At 63.2% G+C, this 18,873-nt stretch carries 16 protein-coding genes; 9 read left to right on the forward strand and 7 right to left on the reverse strand.

The window, feature by feature from the left end:
* Nucleotides 1–30 precede the first annotated feature (30 nt).
* Nucleotides 31–1,956 (forward strand): potassium transporter Kup, encoded by a 1,926-nt coding sequence (locus tag IAG25_RS19160; RefSeq protein ID WP_187606255.1) that lies wholly within the window; start codon nucleotides 31–33, stop codon nucleotides 1,954–1,956.
* A 96-nt stretch (nucleotides 1,957–2,052) separates the two neighbouring features.
* Nucleotides 2,053–4,053: an acyl CoA:acetate/3-ketoacid CoA transferase gene (locus IAG25_RS19165; protein WP_187606256.1), complete on the forward strand. Its 2,001-nt coding sequence runs from the start codon at nucleotides 2,053–2,055 to the stop codon at nucleotides 4,051–4,053.
* A gap of 36 nt (nucleotides 4,054–4,089) precedes the next feature.
* Here the strand turns inward: IAG25_RS19165 and IAG25_RS19170 are convergent, their stop codons facing one another.
* Nucleotides 4,090–5,598, reverse strand: coding sequence for an amino acid permease (locus tag IAG25_RS19170; RefSeq protein ID WP_187606626.1), 1,509 nt, complete (start codon nucleotides 5,596–5,598; stop codon nucleotides 4,090–4,092).
* Nucleotides 5,599–6,042: 444 nt separating this feature from the next.
* On the opposite strand from IAG25_RS19170, the gene IAG25_RS19175 reads away from it, so the two are divergent.
* Complete coding sequence (locus IAG25_RS19175) at nucleotides 6,043–6,699, forward strand: peroxiredoxin (protein WP_035501829.1); 657 nt, start codon at nucleotides 6,043–6,045, stop codon at nucleotides 6,697–6,699.
* A gap of 60 nt (nucleotides 6,700–6,759) precedes the next feature.
* Here IAG25_RS19175 and IAG25_RS19180 read toward each other — a convergent pair whose 3' ends face one another.
* Entirely contained in the window at nucleotides 6,760–7,233 is a 474-nt protein-coding gene (locus tag IAG25_RS19180) for a ferritin-like domain-containing protein (protein WP_187606257.1), read from the reverse strand.
* A 211-nt stretch (nucleotides 7,234–7,444) separates the two neighbouring features.
* A complete protein-coding gene (locus IAG25_RS19185) occupies nucleotides 7,445–8,155 on the reverse strand; it encodes a FadR/GntR family transcriptional regulator (RefSeq protein ID WP_035501832.1) in 711 nt (236 codons plus the stop codon).
* A gap of 476 nt (nucleotides 8,156–8,631) precedes the next feature.
* Between IAG25_RS19185 and IAG25_RS19190 the strand changes: the two genes are divergently transcribed.
* The 3 genes from IAG25_RS19190 (at nucleotide 8,632) to IAG25_RS19200 (ending at nucleotide 10,418) form a co-directional block, all read left to right on the forward strand.
* A complete protein-coding gene (locus tag IAG25_RS19190) occupies nucleotides 8,632–9,525 on the forward strand; it encodes a ketopantoate reductase family protein (RefSeq protein ID WP_187606258.1) in 894 nt (297 codons plus the stop codon).
* Between the two features lie 104 nt (nucleotides 9,526–9,629).
* Nucleotides 9,630–9,947: a DUF4148 domain-containing protein gene (locus IAG25_RS19195; RefSeq protein WP_187606259.1), complete on the forward strand. Its 318-nt coding sequence runs from the start codon at nucleotides 9,630–9,632 to the stop codon at nucleotides 9,945–9,947.
* A 93-nt stretch (nucleotides 9,948–10,040) separates the two neighbouring features.
* On the forward strand, nucleotides 10,041–10,418 hold the full coding sequence (locus tag IAG25_RS19200) for a DUF427 domain-containing protein (protein ID WP_187606260.1): 378 nt from the start codon (nucleotides 10,041–10,043) through the stop codon (nucleotides 10,416–10,418).
* A 3-nt stretch (nucleotides 10,419–10,421) separates the two neighbouring features.
* On the opposite strand, the gene IAG25_RS19205 is transcribed toward IAG25_RS19200, so the two are convergent.
* Nucleotides 10,422–11,315 (reverse strand): LysR family transcriptional regulator ArgP, encoded by an 894-nt coding sequence (locus tag IAG25_RS19205; RefSeq protein ID WP_187606261.1) that lies wholly within the window; start codon nucleotides 11,313–11,315, stop codon nucleotides 10,422–10,424.
* A gap of 94 nt (nucleotides 11,316–11,409) precedes the next feature.
* Here IAG25_RS19205 and IAG25_RS19210 point away from each other — a divergent pair, with 94 nt between their 5' ends.
* Nucleotides 11,410–12,537 carry an aminotransferase class I/II-fold pyridoxal phosphate-dependent enzyme gene (locus IAG25_RS19210; RefSeq protein WP_187606262.1) on the forward strand — a complete coding sequence of 376 codons (1,128 nt, stop codon included), beginning with the start codon at nucleotides 11,410–11,412 and terminating at the stop codon, nucleotides 12,535–12,537.
* Here IAG25_RS19210 and msrA read toward each other — a convergent pair.
* From msrA to msrB, 3 genes are read right to left on the reverse strand one after another with little or no spacing between them, the layout of a single operon-like run.
* Entirely contained in the window at nucleotides 12,501–13,214 is a 714-nt protein-coding gene (gene msrA / locus IAG25_RS19215) for a peptide-methionine (S)-S-oxide reductase MsrA (RefSeq protein WP_187606263.1), read from the reverse strand. The two genes, IAG25_RS19210 and msrA, sit on opposite strands and share 37 nt — an antisense overlap.
* Before the next feature lie 23 nt (nucleotides 13,215–13,237).
* Nucleotides 13,238–15,046, reverse strand: a complete 1,809-nt coding sequence (locus IAG25_RS19220) for a cytochrome c biogenesis protein DipZ (RefSeq protein ID WP_187606264.1) — start codon at nucleotides 15,044–15,046, stop codon at nucleotides 13,238–13,240.
* A 40-nt stretch (nucleotides 15,047–15,086) separates the two neighbouring features.
* Nucleotides 15,087–15,602 (reverse strand): peptide-methionine (R)-S-oxide reductase MsrB, encoded by a 516-nt coding sequence (msrB, locus tag IAG25_RS19225; protein WP_187606265.1) that lies wholly within the window; start codon nucleotides 15,600–15,602, stop codon nucleotides 15,087–15,089.
* 174 nt (nucleotides 15,603–15,776) lie between these two features.
* Between msrB and IAG25_RS19230 the strand changes: the two genes are divergently transcribed.
* Together IAG25_RS19230 and IAG25_RS19235 are read left to right on the forward strand one after the other, a co-directional pair.
* Entirely contained in the window at nucleotides 15,777–16,508 is a 732-nt protein-coding gene (locus tag IAG25_RS19230; protein ID WP_187606266.1) for a response regulator transcription factor, read from the forward strand.
* Nucleotides 16,505–18,040 (forward strand): sensor histidine kinase, encoded by a 1,536-nt coding sequence (locus tag IAG25_RS19235; RefSeq protein WP_187606267.1) that lies wholly within the window; start codon nucleotides 16,505–16,507, stop codon nucleotides 18,038–18,040. The genes IAG25_RS19230 and IAG25_RS19235 overlap by 4 nt, the downstream gene beginning before the upstream one ends.
* Nucleotides 18,041–18,873: the final 833 nt, after the last annotated feature.

An 18,873-nucleotide genomic window follows, 5' to 3' on the forward strand; every position in this document is an offset into this window, starting at 1 on the left:
CGGCGGCCCGGAAAAAGGAAGGGAGGAATCATGGGATCGACTGCACCCGGCGTTCCGGCCGACGACAAGCACGCGCCCGAGCCGCACGGCCACCCGGCATTGATGGGGCTCTCGCTCGCGGCGCTCGGCGTCGTCTACGGCGACATCGGCACGAGTCCGCTCTATACGCTCAAGACCGTCTTCGATCCCGCGGGCGGTCTGCCATTGCAGCCCGCGAACGTGATCGGCATCGTGTCGCTCATCTTCTGGTCGCTCACGATCATCGTGTCGCTCAAATACGTGACGCTGATCCTGCGCGCCAACAATCACGGCGAAGGCGGCATCATGGCGCTGCTCGCGCTCGCGGCGTCATCGGTCGAATCGAAGAAGCGGCTGAAGCATGTGCTCTTGCTCATCGGCGTGATGGGCGCCGCGCTCTTTTACGGCGATGGCGTCATCACGCCGGCCATTTCCGTGCTGAGCGCGGTGGAAGGGCTCGAAGTGGCCGCGCCGGGGCTGCAGCCCTATGTCGTGCCCGTGACGCTCGTCGCGTTGATCGCACTCTTCGTGATGCAGAAGCACGGCACATCGGGCATCGGCGCGGTGTTCGGGCCGGTAATGGTGCTGTGGTTCGCGATACTGGCGGTGTCGGGTGTCGTGAACATCAAGGATGCACCGCATATTCTCGTGGCGCTCAATCCGCTCGAAGGGCTCGCATTCTGCCTGCATCATCGCTGGCTCGCGTTCGTCGCCCTCGGTGCGGTCGTGCTTTCGCTCACGGGAGCCGAAGCGCTTTATGCCGACATGGGCCACTTCGGCTCGCGGCCGATCCGCCTCACGTGGTTCGCCGTGGTCTTTCCCGCGCTCGCGCTCAATTATCTCGGACAGGGCGCGCTGCTGATCACGGACCCGGGCGCCTTGCAGAATCCGTTCTACCGGCTCTTTCCATCGTGGATGCTCTATCCGATGGTCGTGCTCTCGACCATCGCGACGGTCATCGCATCGCAGGCCGTCATCTCCGGCACCTATTCGATGACCAAGCAGGCGATGCAGCTCGGCTTCCTGCCGCGCATGAGCGTCGTGTACACGTCGGCGAAGGAGATCGGGCAGATCTATGTGCCGGGCATCAACTGGACGCTCCTGCTCGCGGTGGTCGCGGCCGTGCTGGGCTTCGGCTCGTCGACTGCGCTCGGTTCCGCATACGGCATCGCCGTCACCGGTACGATGCTCATCACGACGGTGCTGACGTTCTTCGTGATCCGCTACGCGTGGCACTACAACTGGGCGCTATGCGTCGTCGCGACGGCCTTCTTCTTCGTCATCGACGCGATGTTCTTCTCGGCGAATTGCCTGAAGATCGCGGAGGGCGGCTGGTTTCCGGTCGCTATCGGTCTCGTGATGTTCACCGTCATGGCGACGTGGGGACGCGGCGCGCAAATGATGATCCAGGAGGCTCGCGTGCGCGCCGGCGCGACGCCGCTCAAGCCCTTCCTCAAGAGCCTCATCGCACGCGCGCCCGCACGCGTGGAGGGCACGGCGATATTCATGTCGAACGATCCCAGCGGCGTGCCGCATTCGTTGCTGAACAACCTCATGCATAACCGCGTGCTGCACGAACACACGGTGTTTCTGACGGTCACCACCGAGCCGGTGCCGTGGGTCGAGGAGGCGCGCCGCGTCTGTATCGAGACGCTCGGCAACGGCTGTTTTCAGGTGACCGTGAACTACGGTTTCAAGGACGAAGTTGACCTGCCTGCCGCGCTCGAAAAGTGCCGCTCTTCGGGGCTCAAGTTCGATCGCGCGACGATTTCGTATTTCCTTTCGCGTGCAACCGTGGTGCCGACGCCGGGCACCGGCATGGCCTTATGGCGCGAACGCCTCTTCGCGATCATGCTGCACAATGTGGGCAACGTAGCGGCCTATTTGCGATTACCGGCCGATCGCGTGATCGAGCTCGGCGCGCGGGTCGAAATATGACGGCGCAAATCGGCTGATTTGCGTGCATCCGGCGCAAGCGGGCGGCCGCGGATTGCGCGAGACTCAAGACAAGACATGCGGCACACAGGAGACGCCATGACCGCCAGCAGCCCGCCGACCCGCCATCCGTTCCCCTCTACCGCGCGCCTCGTCGAGCGCGGCAAGATCGTCTCTGCGCGCGAGGCGGTGCGCCTGATCCGCTCGGGCGATACGCTCGCGACAAGCGGTTTCGTCGGCATCGGCTTCGCGGAGGAAGTGGCGATCGCGCTCGAGGAACGCTTTGTCGAAGGCAGCGATCCGATCGGGGATCTCACGCTGGTCTATGCCGCGGGTCAGGGCGACGGCCGCACGAAAGGCCTCAATCACCTGGCGCATGAAGGCCTGATCAAACGCGTGATAGGCGGCCACTGGGGACTCGTGCCGGGCCTGCAGAAGATGGCGATCGAGAACCGCGTCGAAGCGTACAACCTGCCGCAAGGCGTGATCTCGCAACTCTTTCGCGATATCGCCGCGCATCGGCCCGGGCAGCTCTCGACGGTCGGCCTCGGCACCTTCGTCGATCCGCGCAACGGCGGCGGCAAGCTCAACGCGCGCACGACCGACGATCTCGTGCGGCTCATGCCCATCGACGGCACGGACTATCTGTACTACAAGACCTTTCCGATCGATGTCGCGATCGTGCGCGGCACGACCGCCGATCTGAACGGCAACATCACGATGGAAAAGGAAGCGCTGACGCTCGAAGCGCTGTCCATCGCGATGGCCGCGCGCAATTCGGGCGGCATCGTGATCGCGCAGGTCGAGCGGCTCGCGGAGTCGAACACGCTCAATTCGCGTCACGTGAAAATTCCCGGCGTGATGGTCGATTGCGTCGTGGTCGCGAAGTCCGACAATCACTGGCAGACCTTCGGCGAGCAATACAGCGCGGCATTTTCGAGCGAGCTGCGCGTGGCCGCGAGTTCCGTGCCGCCGATGGCGCTCACGGAACGCAAGATCATCGCGCGGCGCGCCGCATTCGAGCTGATGGCCAACAGCGTCGTCAATCTCGGCATCGGCATGCCGGAAGGCATCGCGAGCGTCGCGAACGAGGAGCAGGTGATCGACCTCTTCACGATGACGACCGAGCCCGGCGTGATCGGCGGCATTCCGGCGGGCGGCCTCAACTTCGGCGCGGCCACGAATACGCAGGCGATCATCGATCAGCCCTATCAGTTCGATTTCTACGATGGCGGCGGCCTCGATATCGCGTTCCTCGGTCTCGCGCAGGCGGACGCCGACGGCAATCTCAACGTGAGCAAGTTCGGGCCGAAGCTGGCCGGCGCGGGCGGCTTCATCAACATCAGCCAGGCGGCGAAGAAAGTGGTGTTCGTGGGCACGTTCAACGCGGGCAAGCTGGATGTCGCTATCGGCGACGGCAAGCTCAGGATTCGCCGCGAAGGCGATTGCCGCAAGTTCGTCGATGCGGTCGAGCATCGTACGTTCAGCGGCCGTTATGCGGCCGAGCGCGGGCAGACCGTGCTCTATATCACCGAGCGCTGCGTGTTCGAACTCACGGACAAGGGCCTCGCGCTCACGGAAGTCGCGCCCGGTATCGATATCGAACGGGATATCGTCGGGCAAATGGGCTTCAGGCCGATCATGGATACGCCGCCGCGTCTGATGGACGAACGCATTTTCCGCGACGCGCCGATGGGTCTTCGCAATGTGCTGCTCAGGCTCGATCTGTCGGAACGCTTCAGCTACGACCCGGAAAAGAATCTCTTCTTCATCAACTTCGAAGGCCATGAAGTAAAGAGCCTGAGCGATGTCGAAGCGATACGCGTCGAAGTCGAAAAGCAATTGGCGGCCATGAGGACGAAGCCGCACGCGATCGTGAATTACGATAACTTTTCCATTCGGCCCGACATGCTCGACGCCTATTCGGAGATGGTGACGAAGCTCGTCGATGGCCTCTACGACCGCGTGACGCGCTATACGACGAGCAGCTTCCTGCGCCTCAAACTCGGCGATGCATTGAAGCGCCGCGGCGTCGCGCCGTATATCTACGAAAGCCCTGAAGAAGCGCGCGAACACGAATCGAAACGCGCGTCCGAATGACAATGGGCCGCGTCGAGCGGCCCATTGCATTGCATGTTATCCACGCGCGGTGTGCTTCGGCGCAGTCTCCCGCTGATTGCGCAGCCTGCTGTGGCGTATGCCATAGCCGAAGTAGATCACGACGCCGATCGCCATCCATACGATGAGCCGTATCCATGTATCGGCGGGCAGTCCGGACATCAGGAAGAGCGAGGACAGCGCGCCGAGCGGAGCGACGACATACACCGCGGGTGTCTTGAACGCGCGCTCCAGATTCGGCTGCGTGATGCGCAGCACCAGCACGCCGATACACACGACCATAAACGCGAACAGCGTGCCGATGCTCACCAGCTCGCCAACGAGCCCTATCGGCAAAAGCCCCGCCAGGATCATCACGATGATGCCGGTGATGATCGTCGTGATGTAGGGCGTCTGAAAGCGCGGGTGAATCTTCGATGCAAACGGCGGCAGGAGGCCGTCTCGCGCCATCGAATAGAAGATGCGCGGCTGCGACAGCAGCAGCACGAGAATCACCGACGTGAGGCCGAAGATCGCGCCCAGCTTGACGATGGGTGAGAGCCAGCGCATGCCGATCGCATCGACGCCGACTGCGATCGGATCGGCCACGTTGAGCTTGTCGTATGACACGATGCCCGTCAGCACATACGACACGAGCACATAGAGGATCGTGCAAATCGTGAGCGAGCCGAGCAGGCCGATCGGCATGTCGCGTTTCGGGTTGCGCGTCTCCTGCGCGACGCATGACACCGAATCGAAGCCGATATAGGCAAAGAACACGACCGCCGCGCCGCGCAGCACGCCGCTCATGCCGAACACGCCCGATTCTCCTGTGTTCGGCGGAATGAACGCGCCTGTCGGGTTTTGCGCGGTGACCCAGTGGCTCCTGTCCACGAACGCGATGCCCGCGGCGATGAACGCGATCACGATCAGCACCTTGATGATGACGATGAAGCTGTTCACGCGCGCCGACTCGCGTATGCCAATCACGAGCAGCATCGTGATGAGCCCGACGATCACCATCGCAGGCACGTTGAGGATCGCGCCGACGTGGCTCCAGCCGTGACCGGGATCGTAGGCGAAGGGCGCTTTCGCGAGCTGCTCCGGTATGTCGATGCCGAGCGAATGCAGAAAGCTCACGACATAGCCGGACCAGCCGATGGCGACTGTCGTCGCGCCGACCGCGTATTCCAGGATCAGATCCCAGCCGATGAGCCATGCGATCAGCTCGCCCATCGTCGCATAGGCATACGTGTAGGCGCTGCCGGAAACCGGCACAGTGGACGCCATTTCGGCATAACACAGTCCCGCGAGCGCGCAGACGATCGCGCCCAATACGAACGACAGGATGATCGCGGGCCCGGCGTTGGTCGCGGCCGCGTGGCCCGTCAGCACGAAAATCCCCGCGCCGATGATGCAGCCTATGCCGAGCAACACGACATCGAGTGCGGTGAGCGAACGTTTCAGCGTGTGGCCGCCGTGTTCCTGAAGCACTTCCTCGGTTTCTTCCGCTTCGCTTTGCAGCGTAGCAACGGACTTTCTTTGCATGACGGTCACGATCGCCTCCTGTGCGGCGGCAGCGAGGCCGCGCCCGGTGGCGCGGCGAAGTCTGTCGCCCGTTCAAGTGCGGGATGATGCACACGCCGCTTGCTTCACACCTGCACGTTCGTTCTGACGTATTGCCGTTTCGTGATAGCAGATTTTGCCGGGGAATTCGAGCGCTGCTAAGCGATGCGCGTGCAACGACACGTTTTACGAGTACGTTCGTGCACGGCGAGCGGCTTGCAGCAGGAAACGTGCCGCGCCCGGCGCCGGTTGTGGCTGCGCTCGCGCGGCGCAAGACCCCACAACGGTCAAGGACATACGCGGACGGCATAAAGCACGGATGCGCGGCGCACTATAATCAGTTGCACAGTTGCGATTTTCAACCCGGAATCCGTTCCTGTTGCTTGCGGAACGTTCACCGGACTTTCCTCACGTGGAGAATTTGATATGGCTATACGCATTGGTGATGAAGCCCCCGATTTCACGGCGGAGACGACCGAAGGCACGATTCGCTTTCACGAGTGGATCGGCGACAAATGGGCGATCCTGTTCTCGCATCCGAAGGACTTCACGCCCGTCTGCACGACCGAGCTCGGCTACATGGCCAAGCTCAAGCCCGAGTTCGACAAGCGCGGCACGAAGGTGATCGGACTCTCGATCGATCCGGTGACGAATCACTCGCAATGGGCCAAGGATATCGAGGAGACGCAGGGCACCGCGGTCAACTATCCGATGATCGGCGACGCGGATCTGAACGTCGCGAAGCTCTACGACATGATTCACCCGAACGCGAGCGGCGCGAATCCGCGCACGGCAGCCGACAACGCGACGATCCGCGCCGTGTTCATCGTCGGTCCGGACAAGAAGGTGAAGGCTACGTTCACGTATCCAATGAGCGCGGGCCGCAACTTCGACGAAGTGCTGCGCCTGCTCGACGCGCTGCAACTGAACGCGAAGCACACGGTCGCGACGCCGGTGAACTGGAAACCGGGCGAGGACGTCATCATCCCCACGTCCGTATCGGATGACGACGCGAAGAAGAAGTATCCGGACGGCTTCAAGACGCTCAAGCCGTATCTGCGCACGGTGGCGCAGCCGAAGTAACGCACGCGCAACTGAAATCGAACGCCGGCCGCACACGCGGGCCGGCGTTTTTATTTCAGCTCAGTTGTGCCCCGTGCGGCGCTCGGGCGACGTTTCGACTTCGCCCGGCTTGCGCAGCATCTTGTCCACTTCCCCCGCGTGCATCTCCTCGGTTTCGATCATCTGCCGCGCGTATTCTTCGAGCGCGACGGAGCGGCCCTCGACGAGCGTCAGCAAGTCGCGATAAAGACCGAGCGCGACGTTTTCCGCCTGCAGCGATTCACGCAGGATCGTCGCGATGTCGAAGGTGTGATTGTCGAGCAGCGGGCCGATTGCGAGCGATGGATAGGCGCCGAGCGTCGTGATCCATTCGCCGGCCTGATGCGCATGCACGAGCGATTCATCGGCCTGCGCGCGCAGCCACGACACGATGGGAATGCGTCCGAAGCCGAACACGAGAAACGAATAGTGCGTGTAGCGCACGACGCCCGCCAGTTCGGATTCGAGGATCCTGTTCAGGACGTCGACGACCTTTTCCTTTTCGAGCTCTGCCATTCTTGCCTCCGTTTTTCCAACGCCAGGCGCTCCGCAGGACGGAGAGGCCATGATTCGTCGCATGCCGCGGCATCACTCATTGTAGTCACGCGGACGGCGCATGCGAGGCGAAACTGCGGCTGGAGGCGCGCAAGATATGCGCCCGGAACGGCGGTGGAGGCGATGCAGGCGGCCCTGCGGCCGCGGCACCGGTATGGCGGAAACCCTGCGTTCAGGCGATTTCTTCGATCCAGAGCGCAGCCGTGCGCGCCAGCACCTGCGACATGGCCGTGCGCGCGCCGTCTCCATCGGCGGTTTCGATGGCCCGCACGAGCCGGCCGTAATCGCCGAGCTGCGAGTCGGGCACGCGTGGCAGCGCATGCGGCTGCGCGCGCAAGGCTGCCTTCATCGTCCGGATGCCGACGCGCACGACGCTGCCCATCTGGCGCAGCACTTCGTCGCCGCTTGCATCGACGATAGCGGCCTGTAGCGCCTCTTCCGCGGCGGACTGAAGGGGTTCGGACGGGCTCGCGTGCAAAAGCCGCTGATAGGCCGCATTGATGGCGATGCGCTGGTGCCGGTTCGCGCGCGTCGCGGCGAGCGCGGCGGCGGGCGGATCGACGAGCGCGCGGAACTCGATCAGCCTGCGTATGCAGTCCGGGTCATGCAGCGCGCGCATGCGCCACTCGGCGACCTCGGGATCCATGATGAGCCATTCCCGCGCGGGCTTGATGCGTGTGCCCGTCTTGGGTCGCACGTCGAGCATGCGGCGCGAGATGAGAATGCTCAGCGCCTCGCGCATGATGGTCCGGCTCACGCCGTGCTGCTTCGAGAGAATGACTTGTGGCGGCAGCACGTTGTCCTGGTATTCGCCGCTCACGATGCCCGCTACGAGCTGGTTCACCACGCGTTTGACGAGCGATGCTTCATAGCCATGATTCATGTTTTTGTTCTCGTGATAACGCCCACGCCTGTGGCTTCTCGCTACTCGTCGCCGAGTGGCAGAGCCAGCGCTTGTCTAAGTTCACGGCGTGCCGGTGCACCGCGCGGGCGAACTTTCGCGCGCAGCGCTTCCCCCCCGGCACGCCGTGTATTTGGTCCCCGGATTCAGCTATCGATGCGGTATGAGCCGCATACCCCGCAGCGGTCGGCATTGTTTGGACAGCATCGTCGATCCGCTGAAAGAAGCGTATCTCTGCGTGACCTGTTTTAACAATATGGTGCACCGCTAATTCGACTGACTATCGTGCGTCCGCCCACAAAATCGCGCGGGCGCGCAACACGGCGAGATTCGCGAGAAATGCGCAAGCGTTTGCGCGTCGTCGGTTATGCGAAGCATCGAACACAACGGCCGATGCGGCAGCCATGTGTTATTTTTGCGAGCCATAGCAACGCAACGAAACAACGAGGAAACGAAACATGAAAGTCGCCGTCATGGGTGCGGGCGCGGTCGGTTGTTACTACGGCGGCATGCTCGCGCGCGCGGGTCACGAGGTCGTGTTGATCGCGCGGCAGCAGCATGTCGAAGCGATCGAACGCGACGGCCTGCGCCTCGACACGCAGCATTTCGACGAGCGCGTGCGCGTGGCCGCGAGCACCGACGCGAGCGCGGTGAAGGGCGCGCAACTCGTGCTCTTCTGCGTGAAGTCCACCGATACCGAGAGCGCTGCAAAGGCGCTCGCGCCGCATCTCGAACACGATGCGTTGCTGCTCTCGCTGCAGAACGGCGTGGAGAATGCCGAACGCCTGCGCGAGTTGCTGCCGCAGGAAGCGGCGGCCGCGGTCGTGTATGTCGCGACCGGGATGGCGGGGCCGGGGCACGTCAAACACAACGGGCGCGGCGAGCTCGTAATCGAGCCGTCGACGAAAAGCGAGGAGGTCGCGCGCGCCTTCGTCGAGGCGGGCGTGCCGACCGAGATTTCCGACAACGTGCGCGGTGCGCTGTGGGCCAAGCTCGTGCTGAATTGCGCGTATAACGCGCTGTCCGCGATCACGCAGTTGCCGTACGGAAAGCTCGTGCAGGGCGAGGGCATCACGCGCTCGATGCGCGATGTCGTCGACGAATGTCTCGCGGTCGCGAAGGCCGACAACGTGATCATTCCCGGCGACGTCGATGCCGCCGTGCGCCGCATCGCCGAAACGATGCAGAACCAGTACTCGTCGACGGCGCAGGACGTGGCGCGCGGCAAGACGAGCGAGATCGATCATCTGAACGGGCTGATCGTGCGGCGAGGCGAAGCGCTCGGCATCCCGACGCCCGCGAACCGCCTGCTGCATGCGCTCGTCAAGGCGATCGAAAGCAAGGCCTCGTAGCGCGCGATTCGAAGGTGTGGGGGCGAGGTCGGGCACGGCCGATGCTGAGTTATGCAGCACGCACAGAAAACACCGTGCGTAGCCCAACACACCGGAGGTTCACCATGAAATCGTTCGTCAAGGCTGTGGCCGTCGCCGCTGTAGTGGTGGCGCCGGCGCTCTCTTTCGCGCAAACCGATTCGTCGTCGCTTACGCGCGATCAGGTGAAGCAGGATCTGCGGCAGGTCGAAGCCGCCGGCTATGATCCGTCGCGCTCGGATCAGACTTCGTATCCATCGGATATCCAGGCCGCTGAAAGTCGCGTATCGCGCCAGAACGGTGCATACGGCGGGACAGCGGCGGGCCGATCGGCCTCAGGCACGCGCAACATGATGCCGCCTTTGAATGACGACGGCACGAAGCCGGTTTATTTTGGCCGTTGATGATGACGCGGCCGGGTTCTGCGCGTTCTGCGCAACGGCGCTACCATCGGTTCTTCCATTCGCCCTATCGCGTTCATGCGCAGGAAGACACTCATGGGTAAAGCCGTCAAGATTCCCGGCCCCGATCATCCGATCACGGTCGAACCCAGTCCGTTGCACGTGATCGTGAAGGCGGGCGGGCATGTCATCGTCGATACTTCCAGGGCGTTATCCTTGCGCGAGGCGTCGTATCCCGAGGTGCTCTATGTGCCGCGCGAAGACGTGGACATGACGAAACTCGAACGCACCTCGCACACGACTTATTGCCCTTACAAAGGCGAATGCAGCTATTACAGCATCCCGTCGGGTGGACAAAAAGCCGCCAATGCAGTGTGGTCCTATGAGACGCCATACGACGCGGTTGCATCGATAAAGGATCATCTGGCGTTTTATCGTGATCGCGTCGATTCATTCGAAACGCGCGACGCCTGACACTCAATCGAGCAAGGTTTTGGCGCGGTGCTTGAGCATCGCGCTGAAGTCGTCGAGCCAGCCGACCGACAGACGCCAGCTTTGCCAGTAAAGGTCAACATCCAGGCGCGCGCCGGGCGACACTTCCACGAGCGCGCCACTGTCCAGTTGCGCCGCGACGAGCCTTTGCGGACACATACCCCACGCAAGCCCGGACGTGCACGTGCGCACGAAGCCTTCGCCATGCGGCACGACATGCGCGGGCGGCTCGATATCCGCGCGGCTTACACGCTTGACGAAGCGCTTCTGCAATTCATCCTTCTCGTTGAAGTTGACGCATGGCGCTCGACGCAGCGCGTCACGTGTCAGTCCGTCAGCGAAATGACGCTCGAAATACGCGGGTGAACACACGGCGCGATATCGCATGCGCCCGAGTTTCACCGAGCGCCAGCCAGGTACGGGTTCGGCCTGCGTGGTGATTGCGCCTTGCACGTCGCCTTCGCGAATGCGTTGCGCGGTGTGGTCCTGATCGTCGACGACGAGATCCAGCATCAGCTCACGCTCGATGCAGAAGTCCGCAGCGGCGTCGATGAACCAGGTGCTCATGCTGTCGTCGTTCACCGCGATGCGCAGCTTCGCACGCCGCTCGCTCGGCGCGCCCGGCAAGGCCGGCATGCGCCCGCCGAGTTCCGCTTCGAGCAATTGCACGCGTTCGGTGTGGCGACACAGCAGCGCGCCCGACGCCGTCGCCTCGCACGGCTGGCCGCGCTTGACGAGCAGGCTGCCGACGCGCTCTTCCAGCAGCTTCACACGCTGCGACACTGCTGACGGCGTGACGTTGAGATCGCGCGCCGCGCGCTCGAAAGATCCCGTGCGCACGACGGCGAGCAACGCATCGAGCAGAGCGTAGTCGAGCATTAGCGTTCCTTAATCGAAATTAGAAAGTTTAGCTGTTTGAACGCGCGTTCAAAGCGCAGACTACGGCTTTCTTCAATCCCGATCAAGCGACGCCATGCAACCGAATCCCTTCAAACTCGAACGATACTTCGCGCGACATGAATTCACCGCGCGCCACTTGCTATGCAGTTCCGATCCCGAATCGATGTCGATCGGTGAGTTGCTCGCGTACGAACCCGGCGCGATCGACGGATTGCGCGATACGTGGCTCGGCTATACCGAGTATCCCGGCGCGCCCGCGCTGCGACGCGAGCTCGCGACGTTGTACGAGCACATCGACGCGGACGACATCATCGTGCACACAGGCGCGCAGGAAGCCATCTATTCGTTCATGCACACGATGCTCGCGCCGGACGATCACATGATCGTGCATATGCCGGGCTATCAGTCGCACTATTCGGTGGCCGAGGCGATGGGCGTGAGTGTGTCGCCGTGGAAAGCGCGCGAGGAGGCGGGCTGGACGCTCGATCCGGATGAACTCGACAAGCTCGTTACGCCCGCCACGCGCGCGCTCGTGATCTGCGCGCCGCACAATCCGACCGGCTATCTGCCGTCGCGCGAGGTGTTCGATGCGATCGTCGCGTTCGCGCGCAAGCATGGGCTGTGGCTTTTCAGCGACGAGGTGTATCGCGGTCTGGAGCACGATCCCGCCGATCGCCTGCCCGCTGCGTGCGACGTGTACGAGCGCGCGATTTCACTCGGCGCGCTTTCGAAGACGCATGGGCTCGCGGGGCTTCGCCTCGGCTGGATCGCGACGAAGAGCGCGCAGGTGCTCGAACGCATGAGCACGTTCAAGGACTATCTCACCATCAGCAATAGCGCGCCGAGCGAGTATCTCTCGGCGATCGCGGTGCGCCATACCGATGCGCTCATCGAACGCAATGTGTCGATCGTGCGCGCCAATCTGCGCGTGCTCGACGATTTCTTCGCACGTCACGCGGATCGCTTCGAATGGCATCGTCCGCGCGCGGGCACCATCGGCTTCGTGCGTCTGAAACGCGGGCACGCCGAACAGTTCTGTGCCGAACTGCTCGAACGCACCGGCGTGCTGCTACTGCCTTCGACGCTCATCGATCACGGCGACGCGCATGTGCGGCTCGGTTTCGGCCGACGCAACATGCCCGAGGTTGTCGGGCATCTCGACGCTTATCTGGAAGCGACCGCCACGAGCACCGCATCCTGACGATACGCGCCCGGATACATCTGCTTCAGATTCGCGACTTTCGGCAGATCGTTGATCGCGATATATGGGCTTTCCGGATGCTCCGTCAGGTAGTTCTGGTGATAGCCTTCGGCCGGATAAAAGCCCTTGTAGTCTTCGACCTTCGTGACGATCTTGCCGCTGTACACGTGGGCCTTGTCGAGTTGCGCGATATACGCATCGGCGATTTCGCGCTGCGCCGTGTTCGTCGGGAATACCGCCGAACGATATTGCGTGCCGTGATCCGGGCCTTGATAGTTCAGCTCCGTCGGGTTGTGCGCGACGGAGAAGAAGATCTGCAAGAGCTTGCCATAAGAGACCTGCGCCGGATCGTAGGTGATGCGCACCGACTCCGCGTGACCCGTATCGCCTTCGCTGACGCGATCGTATTGCGCGGTATCGGCCGCGCCGCCCGCATAACCCGACATCACTTCCTTCACGCCGCGCACGTGCTGAAACACGCCTTGCACGCCCCAGAAGCAACCGCCCGCGAACACGGCGGTTTCCGTATGCACCGCGCCCGCGGTTTCGTCGTGCGCGGGCGGCGGAATCTTCACGGCGGCCTCGCTCGAATGCGCGACGCGCTGCAATGCGAACGCGCCCGCGAACAGCACGGCCACGCTCGCGGCCTTGAACGTCTTGCTGGTGGTCTTGAACATCTTTGCTCCTCGATGAGTCTCGTTCAACCGAACGTGAACGCGTACGCTTCGACCCCGGGGTCGAGAAATTCGATCGTGAACGTGCGATCCGCGACGGTGCCCGTCTGACGCACGAGTTGATAAAGCCGCTGTTCGGTCACAGTGCCGCTGCCGTCGGCCTGCACGTCGCTGCCGTGTGAAGCGCCCGGTGCCGCGCCATCGATGCTCACGCGAAAGCGCACCGGCTTGCCGTCCTTCGACGGTCCGAGCACGAGATGCAGGTCGCGCGCATGAAAGCGATAGACGATGCGGCCCTTCGTGCCTTCGAGCGTCGCATGTTCCGCGCCGACTTTCCACGGGCCCGCGAGTCCCCAGTCGTTCACATCGAGCGCTTTCGGCGCGGCGTAGTCCTGAAGGCGATCGCGCGTTTCGCCGCCCGGCGACATGAACTGCTCCGCGCGTTCGTAGCCGATATACGTCTCCGGCGAACGCATGTCCGTGTTGTCGGCCTGCATCATCGCGCCTTCGCCGATGGCATCGTCGCCGCTCTTCGACGTCATCGACATGGAAGGCGCAGCGCCGTGGCCCGCTTCGGCGAGCAGTTGCTGGATCACATGCTCGGAGTGCGCATAGTCGCCTTCGCCGAAGTGGTGATAGCGGATATTGCCCTGCGCATCGATGAAATAGTGCGCCGGCCAGTACTGATTGTTCAGCGCGCGCCAGATCGCAAAGTTATTGTCGATGGCGACAGGATAGTCGATGCCGAGATCGTGAATCGCCTGCTTCACATTGTCGACGTTACGCTCGAATGCGAACTCCGGCGCGTGCACGCCGATCACGACGAGTCCCTGATCGCGGTACTTCTGCGCCCAGGTCTTCACATACGGCAGCGTGCGCAGACAGTTGATGCACGAGTACGTCCATACATCGACGAGCACCACCTTGCCACGCAACGCTTCCTTCGTGAGCGGCGGCGAGTTGAGCCATTGCACCGCGCCGTCGAGCGACGGAAGCGTGCCTTCGACGGGCAGCGGCGCGGGGTTGGCCGACTTCGGCGGCTCGGTGCTCGCGCGCATCATCGCGCCATTGTTCGCGGGCTTCGCGGACATCATCATCGCGCCATTGTTTTTATTCGAGAGCTTGTCGACGAGTTGCTGTTCGATACCGGAGGTCGCCACCGTCGATACGCGAGCGAGCACGCCGGTATCGAGTCCGAGCGCGATCGCGACGACGCCGAGCAGCATCGCCGCGCCAATGCCGCGCCGCACCCATTCGCCCGCGCCCAGCGAGCGCTTCATCGCGGCGAACACGCGCCCGCCGATCAGCAACGCGACCGCAAGCGACGTCGCCGCGCCGGCCGCGTAGGCGAGCAGCAGCAGCGTGGTGCCGGCGCTCGCGCCGTTGAGCGCGGCACCGGTCAGCACGAGGCCCAGGATCGGGCCCGCGCACGGCGCCCACAGCAGGCCCGTCGCGATGCCGAGCACGAACGATCCGCCAAAGCTCGGCCTGCCGTCGCCGCGCTGCGCGAAGGCGGTAAGGCGATTGCCCGCACTGACGAGCGGATGCATCACGCGCTCGGCGACGCTCGGCAAGAGCAGCGTGAGGCCGAACACCGCGAGCAGCACGATCGCGGCCCAGCGGCCGTATTGATTGGCTTGCGTGACCCAGCCGCCGCCCACGGCCGCGAGCGTCGCGACCACGGCGAACGTCAGGCCCATGCCCGCGAGCAGAGGCAGGCCGCTCTTCACGAACGGCTGGTCCGCGCGCGAGAACACGAAAGGAAGCACGGGCAGGATGCACGGACTGAGAATCGTCAGCGCGCCGCCGAGATAGGCAAGGACGATAAGCAACATGATGATGTCGGGTCGGGGTTGATCGTGGTGTGAACGCGGTTCAGGCCGCGCCCGGCGTGAAAGTCATCGCGACGCCGTTCATGCAGTAGCGCAGGCCCGTGGGCTTCGGTCCGTCGTCGAAAACGTGGCCCAGATGGCCGCCGCAGCGCCGGCAATGCACTTCCGTGCGTTCGACGCCGAACGAGCCGTCGATGCGCGTCGCGACCGCATGATCGAGCGGCGCCCAGAAGCTCGGCCAGCCGGTGTGACTGTCGAACTTGGTGCGCGACGAGAACAGCGCCAGCTTGCAGCCCGCGCAACCGAACGTGCCCGCGCGATGCTCGTCGTTGAGCGGGCTGGTGTACGGCCGCTCGGTGCCTTCGCGCCGCAGCACGTCGAATTGCACCGGATTCAGCAGGCGGCGCCATTCGTCCTCGCTATGGACGATTTCGAAGCGTTCCTGCGACGGCGCTTGCGGCCCGGAACCGGCCGCGAGCGCGCGCAGGCGTCCGCCCAGCGCGAACGCGGCGGCGGCGGCCGCGGTGCCCGTCAGGAGAAAGCGGCGGCGGGTTTGCATGATGCGTGCCTCGTTTTCGAGTGGAATGCCTGCATCGTAGTCGCGCGCGCATCCCCGAGTCCTCACCGAAAGTTAAATTAAATGTGATACTTCGGCGCGCGCTTTTCTGCACAATGGCACAGTCGCCGGTCCATTTCTTCTATGGACAGGGCGAGCATCATTCGACATTCGCTCATGGATCATCCGAAACGCATTCTGATCGTCGAAGACGACATGCATATCGCCGATGTGCTGAGTCTCAACCTGCGCGACGAGCGCTACGAAGTCGTGCATAGCGCCGATGGCGCCGAAGGCTTGCGCCTGCTGGAGCAGGGCGGCTGGGACGCGCTGATTCTCGATCTGATGCTGCCCGGCGTCGATGGCCTCGAAATCTGCCGCCGCGCGCGGGCAATGACGCGCTACACGCCGATCATCATCACGAGCGCGCGTTCGAGCGAGGTGCATCGCATACTCGGTCTCGAACTCGGCGCGGACGACTATCTCGCGAAGCCGTTCTCGGTGCTCGAACTCGTCGCGCGTGTGAAGGCGTTGCTGCGCCGCGTCGATGCGGTCGCGAAGGACTCGCGGCTCGACACGGGGCGCATCGAGGTCGCGGGCATCGCGATCGATCCGCTCGCGCGCGAAGCATGGGTCGATGGCGCGCGCATCGAGCTCACGCCGCGCGAATTCGACCTGCTGTATCACTTCGCGCGGCATCCGGGCAAGGTGTTCTCGCGCATGGATCTGCTCAATGCGGTGTGGGGATATCGGCATGAAGGCTACGAGCACACCGTCAACACGCACATCAACCGGCTGCGCGCGAAAGTGGAGAAGGATGCCGCCGATCCGAAGCGCATTCTCACGGTATGGGGCCACGGCTACAAGCTCGCGGCGCAATCGCCCGAAGGCAAGGACGCCACGCCGTGAAGCTCACGCTGTCTCAACGGCTCTTCGCGGTGTTTTGCGTGCTGCTGCTCGCGTGCTGCGGCGCGTCGGCGTGGCTGCAGATCCGCGCGAGCGATCTGCGCGAGAAGGAGGTCATCCAGAGCCTCTCGCGCGGGCTCGCGGCGCACATCGCCCATGACGGCGCGCTCGCCGATGTGAACGATTTCGACGCGCCCACCGTGCGCCGTCTCTTCAGTCAGTTGATGGTGGTGAATCCGAGCGTCGAGGTCTATCTGCTCGATGACACGGGCCGCGTGCGCGCCGACGATGCGCCGCCTGGGCACGTGAAGCGGGATCGCGTCGATCTCGCGCCGGTGCGTCAATTTCTCGATGGCGCTCCGTTGCCGATCCTGGGCGACGATCCGCGCAGCGACGACAAGCGCAAGGTGTTCAGCGCCGCGCCGCTCGCCGCGCCCGGCAAACCGCCGTTCGGTTATGTCTATGTGGTGCTGCTCGGCGAAGAGCACGACGCACTGGCGGCGAAGGCATCGGCGAGCGCGGTGTTGCGCACCACGCTCGCATCGATGGGCCTCGTCACCTTGCTCGGGCTCGTTGCGGGCGTGGTCGCGTTCGGGCTCGTCACGCGGCCGCTGCGACGGCTCACCGAAGCGATGCGAAAATTCGACGCGCGCGGCGCGCCCACAGAACCGCCATTGCCGTCGATGCAGAGAGCAAGCGCAGCCGACGTGCGCGAGAACGAACGCGACGAGATCGTCGTGCTCGAAAGCGCGTTTGCGCAGATGGCCGAGCGCATCGGCGAGCAATGGCGCGCGCTTGGGCGACAGGATCGCGAGCGTCGAGAGATGGTCGCGAATATCTCGCATGATCTGCGCACGCCGCTGTCGTCGCTGCATGGCTATCTGGAAACGCTGTCGCTCAAGTCCGACACGCTTCCCGATACCGACCGGCGCCGTTATCTGTCGATCGCGCTTGCTCAGAGCGCGAAGGTCGGTCATCTCGCGCAGTCGTTGTTCGAGCTCGCGAAGCTCGAACACGGCATGGTCGCGCCGGAAGCCGAGCCGTTCTCGCTGACCGATCTCGTGCAGGATGTCTTCGAGAAGTTCGAGTTGTCCGCGCAGTCACGAGGCGTGCACCTGAATGCGCAGATCGCGCCGCGCTTGCCGAGCGTCGTGGCGGATCTCGGCATGATCGAACGCGTGCTGACCAATCTGCTCGACAACGCGATTCGTCACACGCCCGCGCAAGGCACGGTGGACGTGACGCTGGCACATGGGCGCGAGCATGCCGATCGCGTCGAAGTCACGGTCAGCGACACAGGCACAGGCATTCCGCCCGCAATGCGGGAAGCGCTGTTCCAGCGTCCGTTCGCTTCAGGCGGCGCGCATCGTGGCGGGCTCGGCTTGCTCATCGTGCAACGCATGCTGCAACTCCACGGCAGCCAGATTCGCATGATCGATACGGAAGGCGCGGGCACGACGTTTCGCTTCGACTTGCCCGCCGCGGTGGCGCAGACCGGCGACGGCGCGCCGCACGCTCGCGGATGGCGCGGATAAAAAAAAGCCCGACATTCCTGCCGGGCTGAATGGGATGGTCATCGCCTGCGCCTGATCGCGCCGTTGGAATGCGCGTGCGGCGTTGCCCGGTCTGACCATCCGCGTGGACGTTCGAGTGAAAGCCGATTCGCAGCGGGCTGCAAGGCAGCGGTATCGAACCACAATGCTGTCGGCGTCATGTGAGACGTTTTAGGCTCATAGCCTTAAACCAGTCTTAAGGACTGTGCCTTGCGTGGGGTCGTGCATCCGGGAGCCAGGCAAGACAAGACAATCGTTGCGCATTCGCTTAAGTGCGTTCACTAAAGCGGCTTAATCGTTTCTTTAGCGTCGCTTGCCGCCGCATTGCGAATACGCCAGGCTCGAAACTACGCCGAATGACAGCCACGTGAAAAAGCGCGGCGTTCTTCCATGCGGAAACTTTCCTTGGTTTCCCGCAATATGTTTGCTAGCATGTAATCGGGTCACAGCCGCCACGTGAGCTTTCGGTCAAAAGTACGGCGCTGTGGCGTGGGATTCAATAGGGCCCATCGAGGCCAATTATGAGTAAAGCGCCCAAGATTGGCGCTTGCTATTGTATTGCCCGTACCAGTGTATTTCATCAGTCCACTGCTGCGCAGGCGGCCGTGTGGCCTCGTGCGGGACGTCGCAGTGCATTGCTCAATATCTGATAAGCATCGACGTTTAATGTATTTCGCATTCTTGGCTACTTGCTCTGTTTCTTTTAGCGCGGGAAATAAAACGCTTCGTTTTATAAAACGAATTTAGCCGAAGTTTCAAAGACAGTGTGCTTTAGCGTAGCTGCGTCGTGCAACACATTTATAAAGATGCACACG

It is taken from the genome of Caballeronia sp. EK, assembly GCF_014384845.1.
Classification (GTDB): Bacteria; Pseudomonadota; Gammaproteobacteria; order Burkholderiales; family Burkholderiaceae; genus Caballeronia; species Caballeronia jiangsuensis.

Bases quoted from the DNA above. Each gene is read 5' to 3' on its own strand.
- IAG25_RS19210 (WP_187606262.1), top strand. From the start codon at position 11,410: ATGCAACCGAATCCCTTCAAACTCGAACGATACTTCGCGCGACATGAA.
- IAG25_RS19160 (WP_187606255.1), top strand. From the start codon at position 31: ATGGGATCGACTGCACCCGGCGTTCCGGCCGACGACAAGCACGCGCCC.
- IAG25_RS19230 (WP_187606266.1), top strand. From the start codon at position 15,777: ATGGATCATCCGAAACGCATTCTGATCGTCGAAGACGACATGCATATC.
- IAG25_RS19200 (WP_187606260.1), top strand. From the start codon at position 10,041: ATGGGTAAAGCCGTCAAGATTCCCGGCCCCGATCATCCGATCACGGTC.
- msrB (WP_187606265.1), bottom strand. From the start codon at position 15,602: ATGCAAACCCGCCGCCGCTTTCTCCTGACGGGCACCGCGGCCGCCGCC.
- IAG25_RS19190 (WP_187606258.1), top strand. From the start codon at position 8,632: ATGAAAGTCGCCGTCATGGGTGCGGGCGCGGTCGGTTGTTACTACGGC.
- IAG25_RS19180 (WP_187606257.1), bottom strand. From the start codon at position 7,233: ATGGCAGAGCTCGAAAAGGAAAAGGTCGTCGACGTCCTGAACAGGATC.
- IAG25_RS19195 (WP_187606259.1), top strand. From the start codon at position 9,630: ATGAAATCGTTCGTCAAGGCTGTGGCCGTCGCCGCTGTAGTGGTGGCG.
- IAG25_RS19165 (WP_187606256.1), top strand. From the start codon at position 2,053: ATGACCGCCAGCAGCCCGCCGACCCGCCATCCGTTCCCCTCTACCGCG.
- IAG25_RS19185 (WP_035501832.1), bottom strand. From the start codon at position 8,155: ATGAATCATGGCTATGAAGCATCGCTCGTCAAACGCGTGGTGAACCAG.
- IAG25_RS19170 (WP_187606626.1), bottom strand. From the start codon at position 5,598: ATGCAAAGAAAGTCCGTTGCTACGCTGCAAAGCGAAGCGGAAGAAACC.
- IAG25_RS19175 (WP_035501829.1), top strand. From the start codon at position 6,043: ATGGCTATACGCATTGGTGATGAAGCCCCCGATTTCACGGCGGAGACG.
- IAG25_RS19205 (WP_187606261.1), bottom strand. From the start codon at position 11,315: ATGCTCGACTACGCTCTGCTCGATGCGTTGCTCGCCGTCGTGCGCACG.
- IAG25_RS19220 (WP_187606264.1), bottom strand. From the start codon at position 15,046: ATGTTGCTTATCGTCCTTGCCTATCTCGGCGGCGCGCTGACGATTCTC.
- msrA (WP_187606263.1), bottom strand. From the start codon at position 13,214: ATGTTCAAGACCACCAGCAAGACGTTCAAGGCCGCGAGCGTGGCCGTG.